The following is a 19,743-nucleotide window of genomic DNA, read 5'->3' as shown; positions in this document are numbered from 1 at the left end:
TTCCCGAGCCTCCCCGTTCCTCCGGGGCCGACCGGCGGCTAAGCTCGGGGCCCCCGGTCTCGGATCGAGTCGAGGCGATCGGGGCGACGACGAGGGGGCCGACCCATGACCAGGAACTTCGTGATCACCCTGACCGGCGCCGACCGCATCGGGATCGTCGAGGAATTGACCCGACTCCTGCTGGAGCGGGGCGGCAACGTCGAGTCCAGCCGGATGGCCCGGCTCGGCGGCGAGTTCGCCGTGCTGATGCTCGTCTCCATGCCGGAGGACCAGATCTCCGGCCTCGATTCCGGGCTGGATGAACTCTTCCTGCGCGGCTACCGGATCACCACCACCCCCACCGATCGCCCCGTCGTCGAGGCCCGTCCCGGCTGGGTGACGTACCACATCGAGGTCGAGGGGGCCGACCACGAGGGGATTATCCACCGCGTGGCCAGCCACCTCTCGGCCCGGGGGATCAGCATCGAGGAGATGGAGACCGAGACCGCCTCGGCCCCGTTCGGCGGCGTGACGCTGTTCAACATGTCCGCGCTCGTCGTCGTCCCCCCGGAACTGGTCGAGCAGGGCTGGGAGGCCGGGCTCGACGCGATCGGCGGCGAGATGAACCTGGAAATCCGGGTCTCACCGGAAAAGGAAGGCTGATCGCCGATCGCCCGGGGCGCCGGCCGATCGGCGGGTCCGAGCGTTCCGCTCGGGTCAGTCGGCGGCGTACCCTCGGACGAAGCCGATGCATTGGCCGACCGCCGGGACGTTGTTCTCCCAGTCGTGCTCGTACTCGATCGAGAGGTTGCCCTCGAAGCCCTGCGCCTCCAGCTCGTCCAGCACGGCCCGGATGTCGCAGGCGCCCGTCCCGAAGGGGACGTCGTGGCCCCGAGGGCCCATCTCATCCAGGTCCTTCAAGTGTGCGCTGATGACCCGCCCCTCCAGGATCCTCAGGCACTCGACCGGCTCCAGGCCCGATCGCGCCCAGTGCCCGGTGTCGGCACAGGCGCCGATCAGGGGGTCCCGGCCCTCGACCAGGTCGGCGACGAACTTCGGATCCCAGACCTTGTAATCCGGGTCGTCCGGCCGCCGGGGGTGGTTGTGGAAGGCGACCGCCACGTCGTACTCCCGGGCGAGTTTCTCCAGGGTGTCGATCGCGTCGACCGACTCCGTCGTGATCGCCCGGAGGCCCATCGCCCTGGCGAACTCGAACACCTTGCGCGCCCCCTGCTCGTCCTCCGGGACGCCGACGACGCCGTAGTTCACCGCCTCGATCCCGTGCTCCTCCAGCTTCGACTTCAGGATGGCGACGACCTCGGCCGGTGCCTCGTGCCCGACCTTCAGGTCGGGTTGCTCGGGGCTCAGGGACTGGCCGGGGTAGAACTCGATGACCTTCCCGCCGGCCAGGGCGGTCTTCTCGATCGCCTCGAAGGCGGTGAAGCGGTTGAACGTGTAAGCCTGACAGCCGATCGCGAAGCCGCCGATCTTCGACTCCTCCGGGATCGCCCGCTGCGCCATCGCCGCCGGGCACGTCGTCAGGACGACCGCGGGTACCAGGGACCACCGGGACCACGTCGCGTTGCCGATCATGTCAACTCCGTCGGATTGCGGGTCGAGGGGCGGGATCGCCTCGGGGATCCCGGCCGCCCGGTGAGGCCACCGGGCCGGGCAGGCCGATTGTATCGCCGGACCGGGCGAGATGCCCGGCCCGGCCGGGTGGGCCCGCATCACGCTTCATCCCCCCTGCCGACTCCTGTACAATTGGTGAGGTCGCGGTCCGGGACCAGGAGTTCGGTCGGGAGGGGTGACCCCCGAAGCGTCGCCAAGGCCCATGATCGTCGTGATCGCCGAGAAGCCGTCCGTCGCCCGGGAGCTCGCCGCATTCCTCGGCGCTTCGCAGAGGAGGGAGGGCTACCTGGAGGGGAACGGCCATCGGGTCACCTGGGCGCTCGGCCACCTCGTCACGCTCAAGGAGCCGGAGGACTACGACCCGGCCCTGAAGAAGTGGTCGCTGGAGCGGTTGCCGATCGTCCCCGATCGGTTCGAGCTCAAGCCGATCGCCGAGAAGGGGGCCGGTGCCCAGTTGGCCGTCGTCCGGAGGCTGCTCCGGGAGGCCGACGAGGTGATCGTCGCCACCGACGCCGGCCGGGAGGGGGAGCTGATCGCCCGGTCCATCCTGGAACTGACCGGGACCGCCTCCAAGCCCGCCCGGCGGCTCTGGCTCAGCTCGCTGACCCGGGAGGCGATCCGGGATGCCTTCGCCCGCCTCCGGCCCCTCTCCGACTACGACGACCTCTACGCCGCCGCCCGCTGTCGGAGCGAGGCCGACTGGCTCGTCGGCCTGAACGCGACGAGGTACCAGACGGTCCGCCAGCGATCCACCGGGGTGCTCTGGAGCGTCGGCCGGGTCCAGACGCCGGTGCTCGCCCTGATCGTGCGCCGCGATGAGGAGATCCGCACGTTCCGGCCCGAGCCGTTCTGGGAACTGATGACCAAGTATCGCTCCGTCACCTTCTCCCACGCCGGGGGGCGGTTCACGGCCGAGGATGAGGCCCGGACGCTGCTGGATCGTGTGATCGGCCAGCCCTTCGTCGTCTCGAAGGTCGAACGCAAGACGGAGCGGGTCCCCCCCCCCCAACTGTTCGACCTGACCGAACTCCAGCGCGAGATGAACCGCCGCTTCGGCCTCTCGGCCGACGCCACCCTCAAGGCCGCCCAGCAGCTCTACGAGTCGAAGCTCATCAGCTACCCGAGGACCGATTCCCGGCACCTCGGGCGGGACCTGAAGGGGAAGATCCCGGGCATCCTCGACGACCTCCGAGACCTCAAGCCCGACGAGGTCGCCGGGCTCGACCTGGGCCACCTCCCCTTCACCGGCCGGATCGTCGACGACTCGAAGGTGAGCGACCACCACGCCATCATCCCCACCGGCAAGAAACCCGGCCCCCTCGACCCCGCGAGCCAGAAGGTCTTCGACGCGATCGTCGTCCGGCTGATCGCCGCCTTCTATCCGCCGTGCGTCAAGGAGGTGACGACCGTCCTCGGCTCCTCGGCCGAGGTCCCCTTCCGCGCCCGGGGAGTCCGCGTCGTCGAGCCGGGGTGGACCGCCCTCTACCCCCGGAAGTCGGACGACGGCCGGGAGGACGAGCAGGACCTCCCCGAATTTCTCCCCGGCGAATCCGGACCCCACGAGCCGTTCGTCCGACGCGGGGAGACCACCCCGCCGAAGCCCTACACCGAGGCCACGCTCCTCGCCGCGATGGAGACGGCCGGGCGGCTCGTCGAGGACGAGGAACTCCGGGCCGCGTTGAAGGACCGGGGGCTCGGGACCCCCGCGACCCGGGCGTCGATCATCGAGACGCTGCTGACCCGGGGCTACATCTCCCGGGAGAAGAAGAACCTGATCGCCTCGGATCTCGGCCGATACCTCATCGCCCTGGTCCGGTCCCGGGAGCTGAAGTCCCCCGAGCTGACGGGGGAGTGGGAGGCCAGGCTCCGGGAGATCGAACGCGGCGGACTCGACCCGGCCCGGTTCATGGCCGAAATCGCCCGGTTCACCTCCGCGATCGTCGACGGGACGGCCGAGGCCCCGGTCGACCCCGGTCGGCTCGGCGAGTGCCCCCGGTGCGGCCGCCCCGTCATCCGGGGCAAGCGTGCGTTCGGCTGCTCCGGATGGAAGGACGGATGCCCGTTCGTCCTCGATCGATCCTTCGAGGGGATCACGCTCGACGACGACCAGATCCGGGAGTTGCTCCAACTGCGGGTCCTGCCCCGACCGGTCTCGATCCGGAGCATGGATTCGGCGATCCTCCGCCTGGCCGATTCCGGTGACCTGTTGCCGATCCCGGTCCCCCAGGGCCGCCCCCGGCCCTCGACGGCAAGGCCGGGGGCCCGGGAACAATCGGGACGGCCGAGGCCCCGTTCGGGGTCCAGGTCTTCCTCGCCGAAGGGCCAATCGGATTCGGAGCCGGCCGTTGCCACACGCCCCAGGGCCCAGGGCGAGGAGTTCGCCGCGGTCCCGGTCGGGACGTGCCCCCGATGCGGTTCCGAGGTCGTCGAACAGCCGAAATCCTGGGGTTGTTCCTCCTGGAAGGGGGGGTGCTCCTTCGCCATCTGGAAGTCGATGTCCGGCAAGCGGATCACCGCGAGGATGGCGAAGGCACTGCTGACCAAGGGGAGGACGGCGAAGCTCAAGGGGTTCAAATCGAAAGCCGGCAAGCCATTCGAGGCGGTCCTGGTCCTGGACGGCGGCGAGGTCCGATTCGACTTCGACTGACAATCAGGGCGCTGGCGGGGGCCTGGACCGGGCCTACCCCGTTCCGATGGAAACCGGTCCGTTCACGCCGGGGATCAGGCGTTGTACGAGGTCGAGGAGGTGGTGCCGCCCCGTCCGGTCCAGTTGGTGTGGAAGAATTCGCCCCGGGGGCGGTCGGTCCGCTCGTAGGTGTGGGCGCCGAAATAGTCACGCTGGGCCTGGAGGAGGTTGGTCGGCAATCGGCCGGAGCGGTAGCCGTCGTAGTAGGCCAGGGCCGAGCCCATGGCCGGGATCGGGATGCCGTGGGAGACGGCCACGGCGGCCACCCGACGCCAGCCGGCCTGGGCCCGCTCGATCTCACCCTGGAAGTAGGGGTCGAGCATCAGGTTGTCGAGCGCCGGGTTGCGGTCGAAGGCCTCCTTGATCTTGCCGAGGAAGGCGCTCCGGATGATGCAGCCGCCCCGCCACATGAGCGCAACGTTGCCGTTCTCGATCGTCCAGCCGGACTCCTGCGCCATGGCCCGCATCAGGGCAAAACCCTGGGCATAGGAGATGATCTTGCTGGCGTAGAGGGCCATTTCCACGTCGTCGGCGAACTGCTGGACGTTGCCCGAGAACGCCTCGCCGGCCGGCCCCTTGAGGATGCCCGAGGCCCGGACCCGCTCGTCCTTCAGGGCCGAGAGGCACCGGGCGTAGACCGCCTCGGCGATCAGCGTCAGCGGCACGCCGAGGTCGGCCGAGGAGACGACGGTCCACTTCCCCGTCCCCTTCTGCCCGGCGGTGTCGAGGATCAGGTCGACCATCGGCTGGCCGGACTCGGGGTCCCGGTAGCCGAGGATGTCCCGGGTGATCTCGATCAGGTAGCTGTCCAGCGGGCCGGAGTTCCAGCGGGAGAAGACTTCATGCAGGGCGTCGGCGCCGAAGCCGAGCAGGGCGTGGAGCAGGTGGTACGCTTCGCAGATGAGCTGCATGTCGCCGTATTCGATGCCGTTGTGCACCATCTTCACGTAGTGGCCGGCCCCCTCGGGGCCCACCCAGTCGCAGCAGGGGACGCCGTCGTCCACCTTCGCGGCGATCGACTGGAAGATCGGCTTCACGTGCGGCCAGGCCTCGGGGTCGCCGCCCGGCATGATCGAGGGGCCCTTGAGCGCCCCCTCCTCGCCGCCGGAGACGCCCGTGCCGATGAAGTGGAGCCCCTTCTCCTTGAGCGTCCGGGTCCGTCGGGTCGTGTCGGGGTGGTGCGTGTTGCCGCCGTCGATCAGGATGTCGCCGGGCTCCAGGAGCGGCGAGAGCTGCTCGATCACCGCATCCACGGCGGCCCCGGCCTTGACCATGATCATGATCTTGCGCGGCCGCTTCAGGGCGCCGACCAGCTCCTCGATGCTCCGGCAGCCGACGACCTTCTTCCCCTTCGCCCGGCCGGAGACGAACTCGTCGACCCGGGAGGTGGTCCGGTTGAAGACGGCCACGGTGAACCCGTGGTCCTCCATGTTGAGGACGAGGTTCTCGCCCATCACGGCCAGGCCGATGAGGCCGATGTCGGCGGTCTGGGAAGCGGCCATCGGGGCGTTCTCTGTCGATCGGGGTCGAGGGGGGCGGGAAGGCCGATCGGATCGACGGTCGGCCCCCCCGGAGGAGGAGACGGCGGCTGACCGATCCGGGATCAGCGCCGATAGGTCTGCGGGACGTACGCCGGCAGTCTCCTGGGGGCCAGCGTCTGCGAGATCCGGGCGAACCGGGCGAGGCCGTCCACCTGGGGGACGCTCACCCAGTCGCTGCCGATGAGCGGCCGGGCGTACTCGACGAACTCGTCGGTCACGTCGATCCGGTCGCTCGATAGCCAGCGCTCGGGGAACGAGCGGTCCTTGGCGGCGACCTGCTCCAGCGGCACCTTGTCGTAGGTCACGCTGTAGCCCCCCCGTGTGCGGTCCCGGAGGATCGTCGCCATGTAGCCGTTGCCGTCGTCCCGGGCGACGGCGACCGCGTGGCAGCCGACCCGATACGCCTCGTCCAGGTCGACCACGCTGGCGTAGGCGATCGCGTTCCGCTGGTCGGTCCCCGGGATCTGGAACCGGGCCTTGCCGGGGACGGGCAGATCCAGCGAATTGATGTAGTTGGTCACCACCTGGGCCACGGTCGTCTGGCTGGCGCTGAACTGGACGTGGCCGAAGGTGTCCTTCGAGGCGCCGAGATCTCCCACGTCGAACCCCTCCGAGACGACCACGATGCAGCGGCCGAACTCCCGGAGGGCCTCGACGACGTTCTTACCGAGCTGCTCGAGGCTCACCTTGGCCTCGGCCAGATAGATCTGGAGCGGCATCTCCCGGTTCGGGTCGGCCAGGCGGGCGGCGGCGGGGATGAAGCCGATCTTGCGGCCCATCGCCTGGATCACCATGACCGGGTCGGCGGGGGAGCTGCCGGCATTCTCCTCGTTCACCTGCCGGATGTACTGGGCCATGTAGCGCGCCACCGAGCCGTAGCCCGGCGAGTGGTCCAGCAGGGTGAACTCGGGGTCGCCGAGGTCGTTGTCGATCGTCTTGGGCACCCCGGTCGCCACCAGGTCCAGGCCCCGGTCGTGGGCGAGTTGGGCGACCTTGTGGGCGGTGTCCTGCGAGTCGTTGCCGCCGATGTAGAAGAAGTAGCCGACGTCGTGGGCCTTGAGCACCTCGACGACCCGGGCGAAGTCCTCGTCCTGCCCCGGCTTGAGCTTGTACCGGCAGGTGCCGATCCCCCCGGCGGCGGGGGAGGTCCGCAGCAGGGCGATCTCCTCGGCGGGGGTGGCGGAGAGGTCGAGCAGCTCCTCCTTGAGGATCCCCTCGATGCCGAATCGGCCGGCGAAGACCGTGCCGAACTGCCCGGGGAGCCGGAAGCAGGTCTCGACGATCCCCCGGAGGCTGTTGTTGATCACGCAGGTCGGGCCGCCGGACTGGGCCACGACGACGTTGGGCGCGGGCATGGGTCACCTCGGGGGGCGGGGAGGCATGAGCCCCCGCCGGGATCGGGAATCGCTCGGGTGATCGGGGGGCGATCGCGGGCCGGCCCGGCTCAGGGGGCCGAGGTCCAGGGCGGGTGCTCGGGCAGGAGGGCCTCGAACTCGGCGATCCGGGAGGCCATGTACTCGCCCTCGTACGAACCTTCGAAGAACCGGGGGAGGGCCTCGTCGTGGAACCGCTGCCAGGATCGGTCCTCGTCCCCCGGGTTGATCGGGTAGAAGAGCACGCCGTTGGCCTCGGCCGCCTTGCGATCGCCGGGGGCGTCTCCCACCATCAGGATCCGGTGCCGCTCGTAACGGTCGACCGCGGCGATCCCCAGGTGCTCCTTCTTCGAACCCAGTTCCTGCCCGGCGATCAGGCCGACGTGGCCGTCGATGCCGTGCTCGACCCATTCCCGGGTCAGGGCCTCGGTCGGCGTGGCCGAGACGACCATCACATCCGCCCTGCCCTTCAGCGCGTCGAGCGACTCCCGGACCATCGGGAACGGGGGCACGTCCCGGACGATCTGCTCGACGGTCCGGTTGACCGCCTCGCTCCACTCCAGGCAGAGGGCCAGGTCGGCGTCTCCGGTCCGCTCGACCTCGGCCCTGAGCACGGGATTGCCGAGCTTCGACTCCCGGCCGATCCAGCCTCGCAACCCCTGGAGCCTGGGGAGCGTCACGCCCCTCCTCGAGACCTCCGGCCGCCGCTCCAGCAGGTCGAGCGTCTCGGTCAGCGCCGGGAAGCGGTTGATGCCCCGATGCTTGGAGTAGAGGTTGACGAACTCGGCGGCCTCCCGGGCGTACTTCGAAACGGCGGCGAGGCCGAAATACCGGATGATGTTGGGGATGAAGCATTCCTTGTGCTTCACCTCCATGGTGTCGAAGACGCAGCCGTCACTGTCGATGCCGACGAAGAAGTCCGAGGTCTTGGCGAACCCTCGGAGGGCGGCCTGGGGGTCGGGGGCGACCGACATGGGCTCTCTCTCTTGCTCAGCACTGACCGGATCGGCGGACGGCTCGACTCGCCTCGACCGGTCGGGGCTCGCGACGTCCCGAACGAGGGCACGACCCCCGATCGATCGGCCGATCGACCCGGGAAGGGGCCCGGTCCGGCAGGACGGCCGCCTCTCGACGACGTCGGGGCGAGGGGTCGAGGCTCATGCCAGCGGTTTTACTCGATCGGGACTCTCCGGAACAAGGGGGGGACGTCCTCACCCCATTCGGTCCGGATCGATTGTCCCGGGATGCGTCCTATGTTATGGTCTACTCATGGCTTGGGGAGCGGACGCGGACAGCCGATCGAGGTCGAGCCCGGGGACACCGCAGCATGGCGACCAGCGAGCGATCGAAATCCGATAGCGACGTGCCCGCCGAGTTCCTGCGCGTGCTCAAGCGAGCCGGCATCCTCTCCGAGTCCCGCCTGGCCGACATCCGCTCCAAGGTCCTCGCGGGCGACTACCCGATCGACTCGACCGAGATGGCCCGGAAGCTGGTCAAGGACCGGGTCCTGACCGAGTACCAGGCCCGTCGCCTGCTGAGCAACCGGCCCGGCGGCCTGATCATCGGCCGGTACATCATCCTGGAGAAGCTGGGGGCCGGCTCGATGGGGCGGGTCTACAAGGCCCAGCACCGGATGATGAACCGGATCTCGGCCCTGAAGATCATCGCGCCGGAGATCAGCAACAACCAGCGGGTCGTCGCCCGGTTCCAGCGCGAGATGCGCCTGGTCGGCAAGCTCAACCACCCGAACATCATCCAGGCCTTCGACGCCGACAAGGACCGGGGCATCCTCTACATCGCCATGGAGTACGTCGACGGCGACAGCCTCGGACAGCGCCTCCGGAGTAAGGGGGTGATCCCCCCCGAGACGCTGGCCGAGTATGCCTCGCAGGCCGCACTCGGCTTGCAGCACGCCCACGAGCGGGGGATCATCCACCGCGACGTCAAGCCTTCGAACCTGCTGCTCGGCACCCAGGGGGTGATCAAGGTCCTCGACCTCGGCCTCGCCACCCTGCACGAGGCCGACGAGGACGCCCAGTTCAAGACCGCCGACGGCGTGGCCGTGGGGACCATCGACTACATGTCCCCCGAGCAGGCCTGCGGCCGGGACGTCGACCCCCGGAGCGACCTGTTCAGCCTCGGCTGCACGATGTACCACCTGCTGACCGGCCGCTTGCCGTTCCCGGGGAACTCGCCGGTCGAGCGGCTCGGGGCCCGGATCACGGGCGCCCACGTGCCGATCCCGAGCGTCAAGCCGGAGACCCCGCGCCGACTGGTCGAGGTGATGGACCGCCTGCTCGCCAACAGCCCGGGGGACCGCTACGGCAGCGCGGCCGAGGCCGCGGAGGCGTTGCACTCCGTCTTCCAGAAGCTCCCCCCCTCCCCTGCCAGGGTGCCGGCCCCGGCCGAGCCGGCCCCCACCCCCCCCCGGCCGCAGCCGCCGCAGATCAAGTACGTCCACGTCACGCCGAGCTACCCCGCCTGGTTCCAGCCGATCGCCCGGCTCGCCGAGGGGTCGGCCGTCGGGGCGTTGCTGCTGCTGATCGGGCTGCTCCTGCTGGCCTTCGCCGCCGGGGTGGTCGTCGGGTTCCTGATTTGACCCGCTTCAGGCCGTCGAGGTCGGCCGGGGCGTCTCACGAGCCGAGCGGTGCGACCCGAGCAAGTCTTCCAATGCCTCGTTCACCTCGGGGAACCGGAATTGGTATCCCAGCCCGGTCGCCCGTCCCGGCAGCACCCGCTGCCCTCGGGTGACCGCCTCGGCGACGCCTCCCAGCACGACCCGAAGCGCCACGTCCGGCGGCCCGACCGGCAGGAAGGGCCGATGGAGCACCCGGGCGAGCGCTCGGCCGAACTCGACGTTGCGGACGGGCCGGGGCGCGGTGCCGTTGATCGGCCCGAGGGCATCGGCCCGGTCGAGCGCCATCAGGAAGATGCCGACGATGTCGGCCAGGTGGATCCAGCTGAACCACTGCCGGCCGGTCGCGGGGGCGAAGGGGACCGATCCGCTGCCGATCGGGGCCGCGCCGCCCGGGACCCACTTGAAGATCGGCGTCATCACGCCCAGCGCCCCCTCCCCCCGGGCCAGCACGACCCCGGTGCGGACGATCGCCAGCCGCGTCCCATCGCCCGAGGCCGGCCCGGCGGCGGCCTCCCATTCCTTGCAGACCTCGGCCATGAAGTCGGTACCCGGGGGGCTCGACTCGGTCAGCTCCTCGTCCCCGGTTGGTCCGTAATAGCCGATGGCCGAGCCGAGGACGAACGCCGACGGCCGCCGCGACGCCCGACGCGTCGCGTCGACCAGATGCTCGGTCGACCGGACCCGGCTCTCCCGGATCGTCCGCCTCACCTCGGCGGACCATCGCTTCGAGAAGATATTGGACCCGGCCAGGTTGACGACCGCGTCGCAGCCGTCGACCGCGCCTTGCCAGTCCCCGGGCCGCGTGGGGTCCCCCTGCACGAGTTCCACCCCGCGGAACTCCTCGCGATCCCCCACGCCCGATGCCCGGCGGGTCAGCACCACGGGCCGATCCCCCCGAGATCGAAGTTCCCCGACCAGTCGGGTGCCGATCAGCCCGGTCCCCCCGGCGATGAAGACGCGCATCGGACGAGTCCCCCCCTGCTCCCGTGTGTCCCGGCCCGGCCCGCCACCCGGTCTAGTGATATCTCCGGCACGCCGGCCGTCAACCGGGCTCCACTTCGCCCTTGAAGCTTCGGAGAAGGTTCTCGACCGGCGGGTGGAACGCTTGCCTCCCGGGCGACGCGGTATGGTATGCTTGGCGTCTCGATGGCCGACGCGAGGGTCGGCCGCGTCCTCGTGATCCGACCCCGCCCGACGGTTCCCCAGGCCGACCCCGCCCGGGCCCTCGTCAGGCATCCGAGAGTCGACCGATCCGATGAAGACGAACGGGCGGAACTTCTTCAACCTCCCGCTGGCCCTCCGCAGCTACCGACGCTCCGGCCCCCTGGTCCTGGTCAACGGGCTGGCCGAGCAGTCGGAGAGCTGGTTCGCCAATCGGACCTCCTGGTCCCGCCACTTCGACGTCAAGGTGCCCGAGCTGCTCGTCTACGACGGCGACGACCTGCACCGGCACATCGACGGCGGCGGCGAGGTCACGATCGGCTACCTCACCGATCGACTGGCCCGCTACCTCGACGAGTTCGTCCAGAAGCCGCCCTACAACCTCGTCGGCTCCAGCCTCGGCGGCCAGATCCTGCTGACCTACGCCGCCCGGCACCCGGAGAAGGTGAACAAGTTGGTGCTGATTTGTCCCTCCGGCCTGCACGGCGACGAGAACCTGCCGGTCATGGAGGGCGTCCGCCGCAGCGACTACGACTCGCTCGTCCGTTCCGTCTTCCACAAGGCCCAGTTCGCCGGCGAGGAGCTGGTCGAGGCCATCGAGCGCAAGTTCCGGGACCGGCGCTGGAAGAAGGGGGTCCTCCGGACCCTCCGGGGCACCGTCGGCCACTCGGTCGGCGACCTGTTGGAGCGCGTCCCGCACCAGACCCTGCTGATCTGGGGCCTCGACGACCGGGTCATCGCCGACATCCCCGGCTCGATCCGGGCCGCCGAGCGCATGCCCCGGGCCCGGCAGGTCGCCATCCCCCGATGCGGCCACGCCCCCCAGATCGAGCGGGCCGGGCTGGTCAACAAGCTCGTCGTCCGTTTCCTCAAGGACAAGCTCGTCACCATCCCGCCGATGCTCTCCCCGGTCCGGTCCCGGAAGGCCCGCCGTGCGGCCGCCCACTGATCGCCCATCCGGCTCTGCCTCATCCGCCCCGCATCTTCGACGATCACCGCCCGGATCCCATGAACCTATCGCTCCTGTTCCTCGGCAAGTTCCTCCGCCACGGGACTGCCATCGCCAGCCTCGCCCCCAGCAGCCCCTGGCTCTCCCGGGCCACCGTCCGCAACGTCGACTGGGACCGGGCCCGGGTCCTGATCGAGCTGGGCGCCGGGACCGGCCCGATCACCCGGGAACTCGTCGACCGGGCCCGCCCCGAGACCCGACTGATCGTCCTGGAACGCGACCCCGACTTCGTCCGGGTCCTCCGGGAGCGGTTCGAACCCCGGCCCAACCTGGAGATCATCGAGGGGGACGTCCGGGACCTCGCCGCCATGCTCAAAGACCGGGGCATCGACCGCGTCGACAACGTGATCTCCGGCCTCCCCGTCCCCTCCTTCCCGAAAGACCTGCAACGCGACCTGATCCGCAACGTCTCCCAGATCCTCGACCCCGCCGGGACCTACAACCAGATCACCGAGCTGCCCTGGGTCTACCTCCGCTTCTACCGGTCCTTCTTCTACGAGGTCCGGTTCGCCTTCGAGCCCCGCAACATCCCCCCGGCCGGCGCCTACTACTGCCGAGGGGTCAGGCCGATCGACTGAGGGCCCGGCCGATCCCGGGATCGACCGGGCGGGTCCGAGCCTCCTCCCCATCCACCCCCCGCCCCTCCCGATGAGCCGATCCCCCTCCTCCGTCTCCCGGATCGCCGGGCTCTCCCCGGTCAAGGCGGGCGTGAACCTGGCGATCCGGGCCGCCGCCCGGGTGGCGGAGTCCTCGCCGGCCCCCGACCCGGCCTCGAGCCAGGCGAATCAGCTCCGGAGGCTGCTGTCGAAGGCGCGGGCCACCCGGTTCGGCCGGGATCACGGCTTCGAGTCGATCCTCCGGGTTCGGTCGGACGAGGGGCTGGTCTCGGCCTTCCGCCGGGCCGTCCCGCTGCGGACCTACGAGCAGCTCTGGGACGACTACCTCGCCGCCTCGTTTCCCACGCTCCGGGACGTGACCTGGCCGGGCATGATCCCCTACTTCGCCCTGACCAGCGGCACGACCCAGGGGGCGACCAAGTACATCCCGGTCTCCCGGGAGATGCTCGCCTCGAACCGGAACGCCGCCTGGGCGATGGTCCGGGCGTTCATGGCCCATCGGCCCGATTCCCGCCTCTTCCGGGGGAAGATCTTCTTCCTCGGCGGCACGACCGACCTGGAAACCCCCGCGCCCGGCGTCCGCCAGGGAGACCTCAGCGCGATCGCCTCGCTCGAAGTGCACGAGGCGATCCGGCCCTACACCTTCCCCCCCGTCGAGCTCGCGCACGAGACCGACTGGGACCGCAAGCTCACCCGGCTCGTCGACGACAGCCGATCGGAGCCGATCACCCTCATCAGCGGCGTGCCGAGCTGGCTGCTCATGTTCTTCGAACGCCTCTTGGGGAGGACCGGCAAGGCGACGGTGGCCGAGGCCTGGCCGACCCTGGAGGTGGTCGTCCACGGCGGCCTCAAGTTCGACCCGTACCGGGCGTCCTTCGACCGCATCCTCGGCGGCGATCACATCGCCCTGCAGGAGACCTACCCCTGCTCCGAGGGGTTTGTCGCCTTCGGCGACCGTCGAACGGGCCTGCTCCGACCGCTGCTGGGCAACGGGCTTTTTCTCGAGTTCGTGCCGGTCGACGAGCTGGACAACCCCGAGCCGACCCGGCACTGGCTGGGGGACGTGCAGGCAGGCATCAACTATGCAATCGTCCTCTCGACCTGCGCCGGCATGTGGGCGCACGTCGTGGGCGATACGGTCCGGTTCGAGTCGCTGCGTCCCCCGCTGCTGAGCTTCACCGGCCGGACGAAATACACGCTCTCCGCCTTCGGCGAGCACCTCATCAGCGAGGAGATCGAGGGGGCGATGGCCTCGGCCGCCGAGGAGACGGGCTCGGTCGTCCTGGAGTGGCACGCCGGCCCGGTCTTCGAGGGGGCGCTCGGCCACCACCGGCTCCTCGTCGAGTTCTCCCGACCCCCGGCCGACCTCGAAGCGTTCCGGATCGCCCTGGACGCCGACCTGTCCCGGAGGAATGCCGACTACGCCGCCCATCGGACGGAGGGGGTCGGCCTGCCGATGCCCTCCGTCGTCGCGGTCCGCCCCGGCGGGTTCGCCGACTGGATGCGCTCGAAGGGCAAGCTCGGCGGCCAGCACAAGGTCCCCCGGATGGACGGCGGCGGCCTGCTGACCTCGGAGCTGGTCGAGTTCTTCCGGGGCTCCGGGGCCGTTTCGGCCGAACTGGCGGCCGGACCGGTGCCCGCCCCTCCGGGGTAGCCGGGGGGGCGGTCGGGCCGGATCGTCGATCGCTCAGGCGGCCTGCTTCTTCGACACCAGCGAGGCGATCCGGTCGACCGAGTCGAGGTGCTCGACGCCGGCCTCATGGGCTTCGAGGCTGATGCCGAACCGCTCCTCCAGGTAGACGACCAGCTTCAGCGTGCTGATCGAGTCGAGCACGCCGCCGGTGATCAGCGGCGTCTCGTCGGAAAGCTCCTCGGGGTCCTCGCCGGGGAGGAATTCCTGGAGCAGGTAGTCTCGGATCGCGGCCCGGATGGGGTCCATCGGTTCGGTCCTCGGGGTGAGGTGGTTTGAGTCGGCTCGACCCGGTGCCGGTCAGCCGATCGGCCGTCGAGCGGGTCGGATGCCGGGCCCTCCCGTGGCGGCCGTCCCGATCGAGGCCTCGTCCCGGTCGAACGCCTCGTCCAGGATCCGGCCTTCCATGAACTCGGGCACCGCCTGGCCGAGCAGCGCGAGGGCCGTCGGCGCCACGTCGGGCAGCTCGGCGTCGAGTCGGGTGTCGGGGGAGACGCCGGGGGCGTCGATGGCGATCACGCCGTCATACCGGTGGGTGGCCGGCAAATTCGGGTCGGGCCGGAGGAGCGATCGGCTGAAGGGCGCCCACTTGGCCATCGCCTGGTAGCCGTCGGTCGAGGGGGCGAGCACGTCGGGGAGGCCCTCGGCGGCCGGGTCGAGGTTGTAGCGTTCGGCCACGTCGAAGGCGTCGGCGAACAGGGGGAGCCCGGTGTCGGGGTCCTCAGCGGCCCGGAGCGCGTCGATGATCTCGCCGATGGTCCGGCCCGCCGCCGAGGAGCCGGACACCAGGTCCTCGTTCAGGAAGATCGACCCGCAGAGCTGGCCGAACGGGGCGAACGCCGCCGTCCTCGACCAGTCGCAGCCGACTTCCCCCTCGATCGACCGCGGGCCCCGCCGCGACGTCCCCTCGGGCGATCGCCGGCGCTTCCACCGATCGAAGCGGTCCCGGATGCGGCTCAGGCGATAGGAGAGGCGGGTGCCGTAGGGCAACCGGCGCTGGAGCCCCGCCCGGCAGAGCAGGCCGTTCACGTCGACCAACGCCCGGCAGGGGCCGAAGCCGTGATCGGAGAGCGCGATCACCGCCGCGTCCCGCCTCGAGGCCAGTTCCAGGAGCCGACCGACGGCCTCGTCCAGCTCCCGGAGGCAGGCGACCACCTCGGCCGTCCACTCGGGCTGATGGGCCGCCGTCTCGTCCAGGTCCAGATACGGCCAGAGTCGGTGCTGGATGCCGTCGAGGTTGTGGAAGTGGACCATCATGGCCGACCAGTCGCACCGGGCATCGGCCCGCTCGGCGGCCCCGGCCTGGGCGCGGAAGACCTCGCGGTTGCGGAGGGAGACGCTCCGAAGCTCGTCCAGCGTCCGGGGCCGACGCTTCCAGAGTACCTTGTGCGAGTAGCCCGGCAGGTCCCGGAAGATTTCCTCGCCGAACTCGGGGCACTGGGCGAAGGCCCATTGCAGGCCGGGTGCGTCGGACCCGGCGACCACGATCCCCCGGACGTCCGGCGGCGGGTAGGTCATCGGCAGGCCGAGGCTGACGACCTCCCTCCCCGACTCGGAGATCGCGTCCCAGAGCGTCGGGACCCGGATCCGGCCGGCGTGGTTGGGAATGATGGTGCGGGCGGCCGGGTCGATGGCGTGGAACTCGTGGATCCCGTGCGTCGGCGGGTTGCAGCCGGTCAGGAACGAGGTCCAGGCGACGGGCGTGACCATCGGCTCGGAGGACCAGAGGGTGCCGGTCGCCGATCGGTCCCAGAGGGCCTCGAGGTTCGGCATCCAGCCCCGTTCGAACGCGGGGCGGAGCACCGCCTCGGTGGCGCCGTCGAGCCCGAGGAAGACGACCCGAGGGGCGGGGCCCGGCATACGCTCTCCTTCGCGATGGCAGGCCGGGGGGGATTTCGGCTCCTCCCCCGAGATCGACCGACCGGCGCCCGTCCTGGGCGCCTTCCCCGGGCATGCCCCCCTCGTCCGGCCGGTCGGCACGGACCTCGGGCATCCCCGGGGGACGACGGAGGCTATCCCGCCTCCCCCCGGGGGTCAACGCCAGTTTGGGTCAAGCGACCCCCCCCGCCGGTCCGATCCTGGAACGCAGGAACACGGGATGTGACCGCCGGACAGGACGCGCCCGGCACTTCGGATCGATCGCCGCAGGATGGGCACCACGACCAGGGAGGCGTCGATCGATGACCGTCCGCGGGGGAGATCCGCTGCGAACCGCCCGGCTCGGTGCGGCCATCGGGCTCGCATTGCTCGCCCTCGACTCGGGCTGCGCCCTCCAGCGCCGCAAGGAAGAGCGCCGGATCCCCCAGTACGGCGTGGTCGACCTGGCCCAGCCCCGGGAGCTGAACAAGGTCACGACCCCGCCCTACGTGATCGAGCCGCCCGACGAGTTGGAAGTGATCGTCAGCCCCTCGTCGGTCGACTCGGCGCAGCGGCTCGTGACCGTCCAGGCCGACGGGCTGATCGACCTCGGCCTTGCCGGGGACGTGTACGTCTCCGGCCTGACCCTGGCCCAGGCCGAGCAGGCGGTGTCCCGGAGGCTGTCGGCCCGGGCACTCCAGACGGCCGAGGAGCCGGACGACCCGATCGAGGTCGCCGTCCGGCTGGCGAGCACGACCCGGAGCAAGGTCTACTACGTCATGGGTGCCGTCTCCAGCCAGGGTGCCGTGCCGATCAACGGCGGCGAGACGGTGCTCCAGGCGATCCTCCAGGCCGGGCTCAAGGCCAACAGCCTCCCGGAAAAAGCCTACCTCTCCCGACCCCGGCCGCTCGGTCATCCCGACCTGGTCCTCCGGATCGACTGGGAGGCGATCCGGGACCGGGGGGACACCACGACGAACTACCAGATCTTCCCGGGCGATCGGGTGGTCGTGCCGGGGACCAAGGAACGGGGCCTGATCGGCACGCTCTTCGGGGGCTGATCCCGACGCGGCTTCACCGCCGCCGAGATCGGCCGGCGTGCGTCCCGCTCACCAGCCCTCGCCGCAGGACCGCCGGGCGTCGCGCTCGAACCAGTTGTCGAGGTAGTAGTGCTCCCCCCTCGCCCAGGCGATCCCGCTGGCGACGAGGTAGGCGGGGATGAAGGCGGGGCCCCAGCGCTCGACCTGGCGGACGTGCGCCTGTTCGTGGTCCCGGCAGCCGTCGAGGCAGCCGCAATCCCGGCCGATGATGACGTGGCCGAGGGTCATCGCGGCGGCGCCGGCACAGCGTCGGAGGAACCAGTCGGAGAAGCCGCCGTGGAACTCGATCGCCCCGGACCGGAGCTGCGCCCGGCCCCCGGTGCAGAGCGTCAAGGCCCCGGCGGTCAGGCCCACAATCGAGGTGGGCGACGCCCAGGCGTAGGCGGCGACCCGGCCGATCCGGGGACGGCGACGGCCGCCCTCCTCGGACGGGGACGCGGTCAGGGTCCGGCTCATCGGGCATCGCTCCTCTCTCGCCGGGGGCCTTCGGGCCGTCCCGCCTCGTGCGACGGGTCGAGCCGGTCGAACCCGATCGGCGACCGACGACGGATCATTGATTGTACCGGCCCGCTCGGGTAAGACGTTGCCATATCGCACTGTCCACCCGAACTCGTTGCCGGGCCGGGTCGTCCCTCGGCGGTCGTTCACCTCGGCGAGGGCCGTCCGGCCCGTCGCCCGGCTCGGACCGCGCCCGGCCCGCTCGCCCCGATTTCCTGGGAGCCGATCGCATGAGCCTCCACGACGACCATGACGTCCCGGCCGCCGCCAAGGTCGGCTCCCGGGACCTGTTCCTCTTCTGGTCCTGCTTCATCGCCCTGATCGCCACGGCGTTCGCCTTCATCATCCGCGCCCTGATCATGGACGAGTGGCAGCGCGACTTCGGACTCACCGAGACGGAGAAGGGGGAGATTTTCGGCGTCGGCCTCTGGCCGTTCGCCATCAGCATCGTCCTCTTCAGCCTCATCATCGACAAGATCGGTTACGGGAAGGCGATGGCGTTCGCCTTCGCCACCCACCTGGCCGCCGCGGTGATCCTCTTCTTCGCCGAGACGCTCCAGACGACCCTGGGGATCCGGGGCTACTGGGTCCTCTACATCGGCTCGTTCATCATGGCGTTGGGCAACGGCACGGTGGAGGCGGTGATCAACCCGGTGGTGGCCACGTTATTCCCCGGCGCCAGGACGAAGTGGCTGAACATCCTGCACGCGGGCTGGCCGGGGGGCCTGGTGCTGGGCGGCATCCTGACGATCGCCATGAGCGACGAGGGGGTGATCGGCCGGGCCGTCGGCGGGGCGATCGGCTGGCAGTGGAAGGTGGCGCTGGTGTTCCTCCCGGTGATCGCCTACGGCGTGTTGATGCTCCCGCAGCGGTTCCCGGTGTCGGAGCGCGTGGCGGCCGGGGTGTCGTACAAGGCGATGCTCCAGCAGGTCGGCATCCTCGGGGCCCTGATCGTCTCGGTGATGATCGTCTGGGAGGTGACCCGGGTCTTCCAGGAGTCGGGGTTGCTCTTCCAGGGGATGGGCGACTCGGGGGTCCTGATCGCCCGGCTGGCGATCGTCGCCGTGCTGACCGGGGCCTACGGCGCCTACGTCCAGTCGCTCGGCCGCCCGGTGTTCATCTTCCTGCTGCTGATCATGATCCCGCTGGCCACCACCGAGCTGGGCACCGACAGCTGGATCACCTCGCTGATGGAGCCGGAGATGACCAGCCGGAGCCTGCACCCGGGCTGGGTGCTGGTCTACACGTCGCTGATCATGCTCATCCTCCGGTTCTTCGCGGGGCCGATCGTCCACCGGATCTCGCCGCTGGGGCTGCTGGCCGTGAGCGCCGTGCTGGCGGCGATCGGTCTGGTCTTCCTGTCCAAGGCGACCGGCGTGGTGATCCTCGGCGCGGCCACCGTCTACGGCTTCGGCAAGACCTTCTTCTGGCCGACGATGCTCGGCGTGGTGGCCGAGCAGTACCCCCGGGGCGGCGCCATGACCCTGAACACGATCGCCGGCGTGGGGATGCTCTCGGTCGGCGTGCTGGGCAATCCGCTGCTGGGGAACATCCAGGACCGGGAGGCGGTCGAGCAGCTCGCGGAGGCCGACCCGGCCGTCTACGAGAAGGTGGTGGGGGAGGAGCGGCTGAGCGTCTTCGGCACCTACCGGCCGCTGATCCAGGACCGGGTGGACCAGCTCCCCCCCGAGCAGCTGGCGACGGTCACCGGCATCCGGGACGCCGCCAAGAAGAACGCCCTGATGACGGTGGCGATCTTCCCCTGCATCATGTTCGTTAGCTACGTGATCCTGATCCTCTTCTACCGGTCCCAGGGCGGCTACAAGCCCCAGATCCTGGTGACCGACAAGGAGGAGGAGCAGATGATGACCGGGGGCGTCGCCGGCCCGGCCGAGATGTGACGCCCGAACCGGGCCGATGGTAGGATGGCCCGAGCGATCTCGGAGGGCAGGGCCCGGCCCA

Annotated in this window: 16 protein-coding genes; 8 read left to right on the top strand and 8 right to left on the bottom strand. The window is 70.3% G+C overall.

Annotated elements, in window-relative coordinates; genetic code table 11:
- Positions 1 to 105 precede the first annotated feature (105 nt).
- Positions 106 to 642, top strand: coding sequence for a glycine cleavage system protein R (locus ElP_RS08020; protein WP_145268162.1), 537 nt, complete (start codon positions 106 to 108; stop codon positions 640 to 642).
- A 54-nt stretch (positions 643 to 696) separates the two neighbouring features.
- Here ElP_RS08020 and ElP_RS08015 read toward each other — a convergent pair whose 3' ends face one another.
- Positions 697 to 1,572 carry a sugar phosphate isomerase/epimerase family protein gene (locus tag ElP_RS08015; protein WP_197446807.1) on the bottom strand — a complete coding sequence of 292 codons (876 nt, stop codon included), beginning with the start codon at positions 1,570 to 1,572 and terminating at the stop codon, positions 697 to 699.
- A 241-nt stretch (positions 1,573 to 1,813) separates the two neighbouring features.
- Here ElP_RS08015 and ElP_RS08010 point away from each other — a divergent pair, with 241 nt between their 5' ends.
- Positions 1,814 to 4,258, top strand: a complete 2,445-nt coding sequence (locus tag ElP_RS08010; RefSeq protein ID WP_145268160.1) for a type IA DNA topoisomerase — start codon at positions 1,814 to 1,816, stop codon at positions 4,256 to 4,258.
- 74 nt (positions 4,259 to 4,332) lie between these two features.
- Here the strand turns inward: ElP_RS08010 and gnd are convergent, their stop codons facing one another.
- The 3 genes from gnd to ElP_RS07995 all read right to left on the bottom strand — a co-directional run bounded on the left by gnd (position 4,333) and on the right by ElP_RS07995 (position 8,185).
- Entirely contained in the window at positions 4,333 to 5,799 is a 1,467-nt protein-coding gene (gnd, locus tag ElP_RS08005) for a decarboxylating NADP(+)-dependent phosphogluconate dehydrogenase (RefSeq protein ID WP_145268158.1), read from the bottom strand.
- A gap of 101 nt (positions 5,800 to 5,900) precedes the next feature.
- Positions 5,901 to 7,193 carry a diphosphate--fructose-6-phosphate 1-phosphotransferase gene (locus ElP_RS08000; RefSeq protein ID WP_145268156.1) on the bottom strand — a complete coding sequence of 431 codons (1,293 nt, stop codon included), beginning with the start codon at positions 7,191 to 7,193 and terminating at the stop codon, positions 5,901 to 5,903.
- A gap of 89 nt (positions 7,194 to 7,282) precedes the next feature.
- On the bottom strand, positions 7,283 to 8,185 hold the full coding sequence (locus tag ElP_RS07995) for an HAD family hydrolase (protein ID WP_145268154.1): 903 nt from the start codon (positions 8,183 to 8,185) through the stop codon (positions 7,283 to 7,285).
- Positions 8,186 to 8,538: 353 nt separating this feature from the next.
- On the opposite strand from ElP_RS07995, the gene ElP_RS07990 reads away from it, so the two are divergent.
- Positions 8,539 to 9,810, top strand: a complete 1,272-nt coding sequence (locus ElP_RS07990; protein ID WP_145268152.1) for a serine/threonine protein kinase — start codon at positions 8,539 to 8,541, stop codon at positions 9,808 to 9,810.
- 6 nt (positions 9,811 to 9,816) lie between these two features.
- Here ElP_RS07990 and ElP_RS07985 read toward each other — a convergent pair whose 3' ends face one another.
- Positions 9,817 to 10,812 (bottom strand): TIGR01777 family oxidoreductase, encoded by a 996-nt coding sequence (locus ElP_RS07985; RefSeq protein WP_145268150.1) that lies wholly within the window; start codon positions 10,810 to 10,812, stop codon positions 9,817 to 9,819.
- A gap of 292 nt (positions 10,813 to 11,104) precedes the next feature.
- On the opposite strand from ElP_RS07985, the gene ElP_RS07980 reads away from it, so the two are divergent.
- The 3 genes from ElP_RS07980 to ElP_RS07970 all read left to right on the top strand — a co-directional run bounded on the left by ElP_RS07980 (position 11,105) and on the right by ElP_RS07970 (position 14,290).
- On the top strand, positions 11,105 to 11,959 hold the full coding sequence (locus tag ElP_RS07980; protein ID WP_145268148.1) for an alpha/beta fold hydrolase: 855 nt from the start codon (positions 11,105 to 11,107) through the stop codon (positions 11,957 to 11,959).
- A gap of 59 nt (positions 11,960 to 12,018) precedes the next feature.
- Entirely contained in the window at positions 12,019 to 12,597 is a 579-nt protein-coding gene (gene olsG, locus ElP_RS07975; protein WP_145268145.1) for an ornithine lipid N-methyltransferase, read from the top strand.
- A 70-nt stretch (positions 12,598 to 12,667) separates the two neighbouring features.
- Positions 12,668 to 14,290, top strand: a complete 1,623-nt coding sequence (locus tag ElP_RS07970) for a GH3 family domain-containing protein (RefSeq protein ID WP_145268143.1) — start codon at positions 12,668 to 12,670, stop codon at positions 14,288 to 14,290.
- A gap of 33 nt (positions 14,291 to 14,323) precedes the next feature.
- Here the strand turns inward: ElP_RS07970 and ElP_RS07965 are convergent, their stop codons facing one another.
- Together ElP_RS07965 and ElP_RS07960 are read right to left on the bottom strand one after the other, a co-directional pair.
- On the bottom strand, positions 14,324 to 14,575 hold the full coding sequence (locus ElP_RS07965; protein ID WP_145268141.1) for an acyl carrier protein: 252 nt from the start codon (positions 14,573 to 14,575) through the stop codon (positions 14,324 to 14,326).
- 51 nt (positions 14,576 to 14,626) lie between these two features.
- Positions 14,627 to 16,186, bottom strand: a complete 1,560-nt coding sequence (locus ElP_RS07960) for an alkaline phosphatase family protein (protein WP_145268139.1) — start codon at positions 16,184 to 16,186, stop codon at positions 14,627 to 14,629.
- Between the two features lie 320 nt (positions 16,187 to 16,506).
- On the opposite strand from ElP_RS07960, the gene ElP_RS07955 reads away from it, so the two are divergent.
- Positions 16,507 to 17,244: a polysaccharide biosynthesis/export family protein gene (locus ElP_RS07955; protein ID WP_197446806.1), complete on the top strand. Its 738-nt coding sequence runs from the start codon at positions 16,507 to 16,509 to the stop codon at positions 17,242 to 17,244.
- 48 nt (positions 17,245 to 17,292) lie between these two features.
- Here the strand turns inward: ElP_RS07955 and ElP_RS07950 are convergent, their stop codons facing one another.
- Complete coding sequence (locus tag ElP_RS07950) at positions 17,293 to 17,739, bottom strand: hypothetical protein (protein ID WP_231749561.1); 447 nt, start codon at positions 17,737 to 17,739, stop codon at positions 17,293 to 17,295.
- 272 nt (positions 17,740 to 18,011) lie between these two features.
- Between ElP_RS07950 and ElP_RS07945 the strand changes: the two genes are divergently transcribed.
- Positions 18,012 to 19,682, top strand: coding sequence for an MFS transporter (locus tag ElP_RS07945; protein ID WP_145268135.1), 1,671 nt, complete (start codon positions 18,012 to 18,014; stop codon positions 19,680 to 19,682).
- Positions 19,683 to 19,743: the final 61 nt, after the last annotated feature.

This window comes from Tautonia plasticadhaerens, assembly GCF_007752535.1.
Lineage (GTDB): Bacteria > Planctomycetota > Planctomycetia > Isosphaerales > Isosphaeraceae > Tautonia > Tautonia plasticadhaerens.
This window is presented reverse-complemented; position numbering and strand designations above follow the sequence as displayed.

Excerpts from the sequence above, each read along its gene's own strand:
- ElP_RS07950 (WP_231749561.1), bottom strand. The coding sequence starts at position 17,739 with ATGAGCCGGACCCTGACCGCGTCCCCGTCCGAGGAGGGCGGCCGTCGC.
- ElP_RS07970 (WP_145268143.1), top strand. The coding sequence starts at position 12,668 with ATGAGCCGATCCCCCTCCTCCGTCTCCCGGATCGCCGGGCTCTCCCCG.
- ElP_RS08010 (WP_145268160.1), top strand. The coding sequence starts at position 1,814 with ATGATCGTCGTGATCGCCGAGAAGCCGTCCGTCGCCCGGGAGCTCGCC.
- ElP_RS07995 (WP_145268154.1), bottom strand. The coding sequence starts at position 8,185 with ATGTCGGTCGCCCCCGACCCCCAGGCCGCCCTCCGAGGGTTCGCCAAG.
- ElP_RS07960 (WP_145268139.1), bottom strand. The coding sequence starts at position 16,186 with ATGCCGGGCCCCGCCCCTCGGGTCGTCTTCCTCGGGCTCGACGGCGCC.
- ElP_RS07980 (WP_145268148.1), top strand. The coding sequence starts at position 11,105 with ATGAAGACGAACGGGCGGAACTTCTTCAACCTCCCGCTGGCCCTCCGC.
- ElP_RS07945 (WP_145268135.1), top strand. The coding sequence starts at position 18,012 with ATGAGCCTCCACGACGACCATGACGTCCCGGCCGCCGCCAAGGTCGGC.
- ElP_RS08015 (WP_197446807.1), bottom strand. The coding sequence starts at position 1,572 with ATGATCGGCAACGCGACGTGGTCCCGGTGGTCCCTGGTACCCGCGGTC.
- ElP_RS08020 (WP_145268162.1), top strand. The coding sequence starts at position 106 with ATGACCAGGAACTTCGTGATCACCCTGACCGGCGCCGACCGCATCGGG.
- olsG (WP_145268145.1), top strand. The coding sequence starts at position 12,019 with ATGAACCTATCGCTCCTGTTCCTCGGCAAGTTCCTCCGCCACGGGACT.
- gnd (WP_145268158.1), bottom strand. The coding sequence starts at position 5,799 with ATGGCCGCTTCCCAGACCGCCGACATCGGCCTCATCGGCCTGGCCGTG.
- ElP_RS07955 (WP_197446806.1), top strand. The coding sequence starts at position 16,507 with ATGACCGTCCGCGGGGGAGATCCGCTGCGAACCGCCCGGCTCGGTGCG.
- ElP_RS08000 (WP_145268156.1), bottom strand. The coding sequence starts at position 7,193 with ATGCCCGCGCCCAACGTCGTCGTGGCCCAGTCCGGCGGCCCGACCTGC.
- ElP_RS07990 (WP_145268152.1), top strand. The coding sequence starts at position 8,539 with ATGGCGACCAGCGAGCGATCGAAATCCGATAGCGACGTGCCCGCCGAG.
- ElP_RS07965 (WP_145268141.1), bottom strand. The coding sequence starts at position 14,575 with ATGGACCCCATCCGGGCCGCGATCCGAGACTACCTGCTCCAGGAATTC.
- ElP_RS07985 (WP_145268150.1), bottom strand. The coding sequence starts at position 10,812 with ATGCGCGTCTTCATCGCCGGGGGGACCGGGCTGATCGGCACCCGACTG.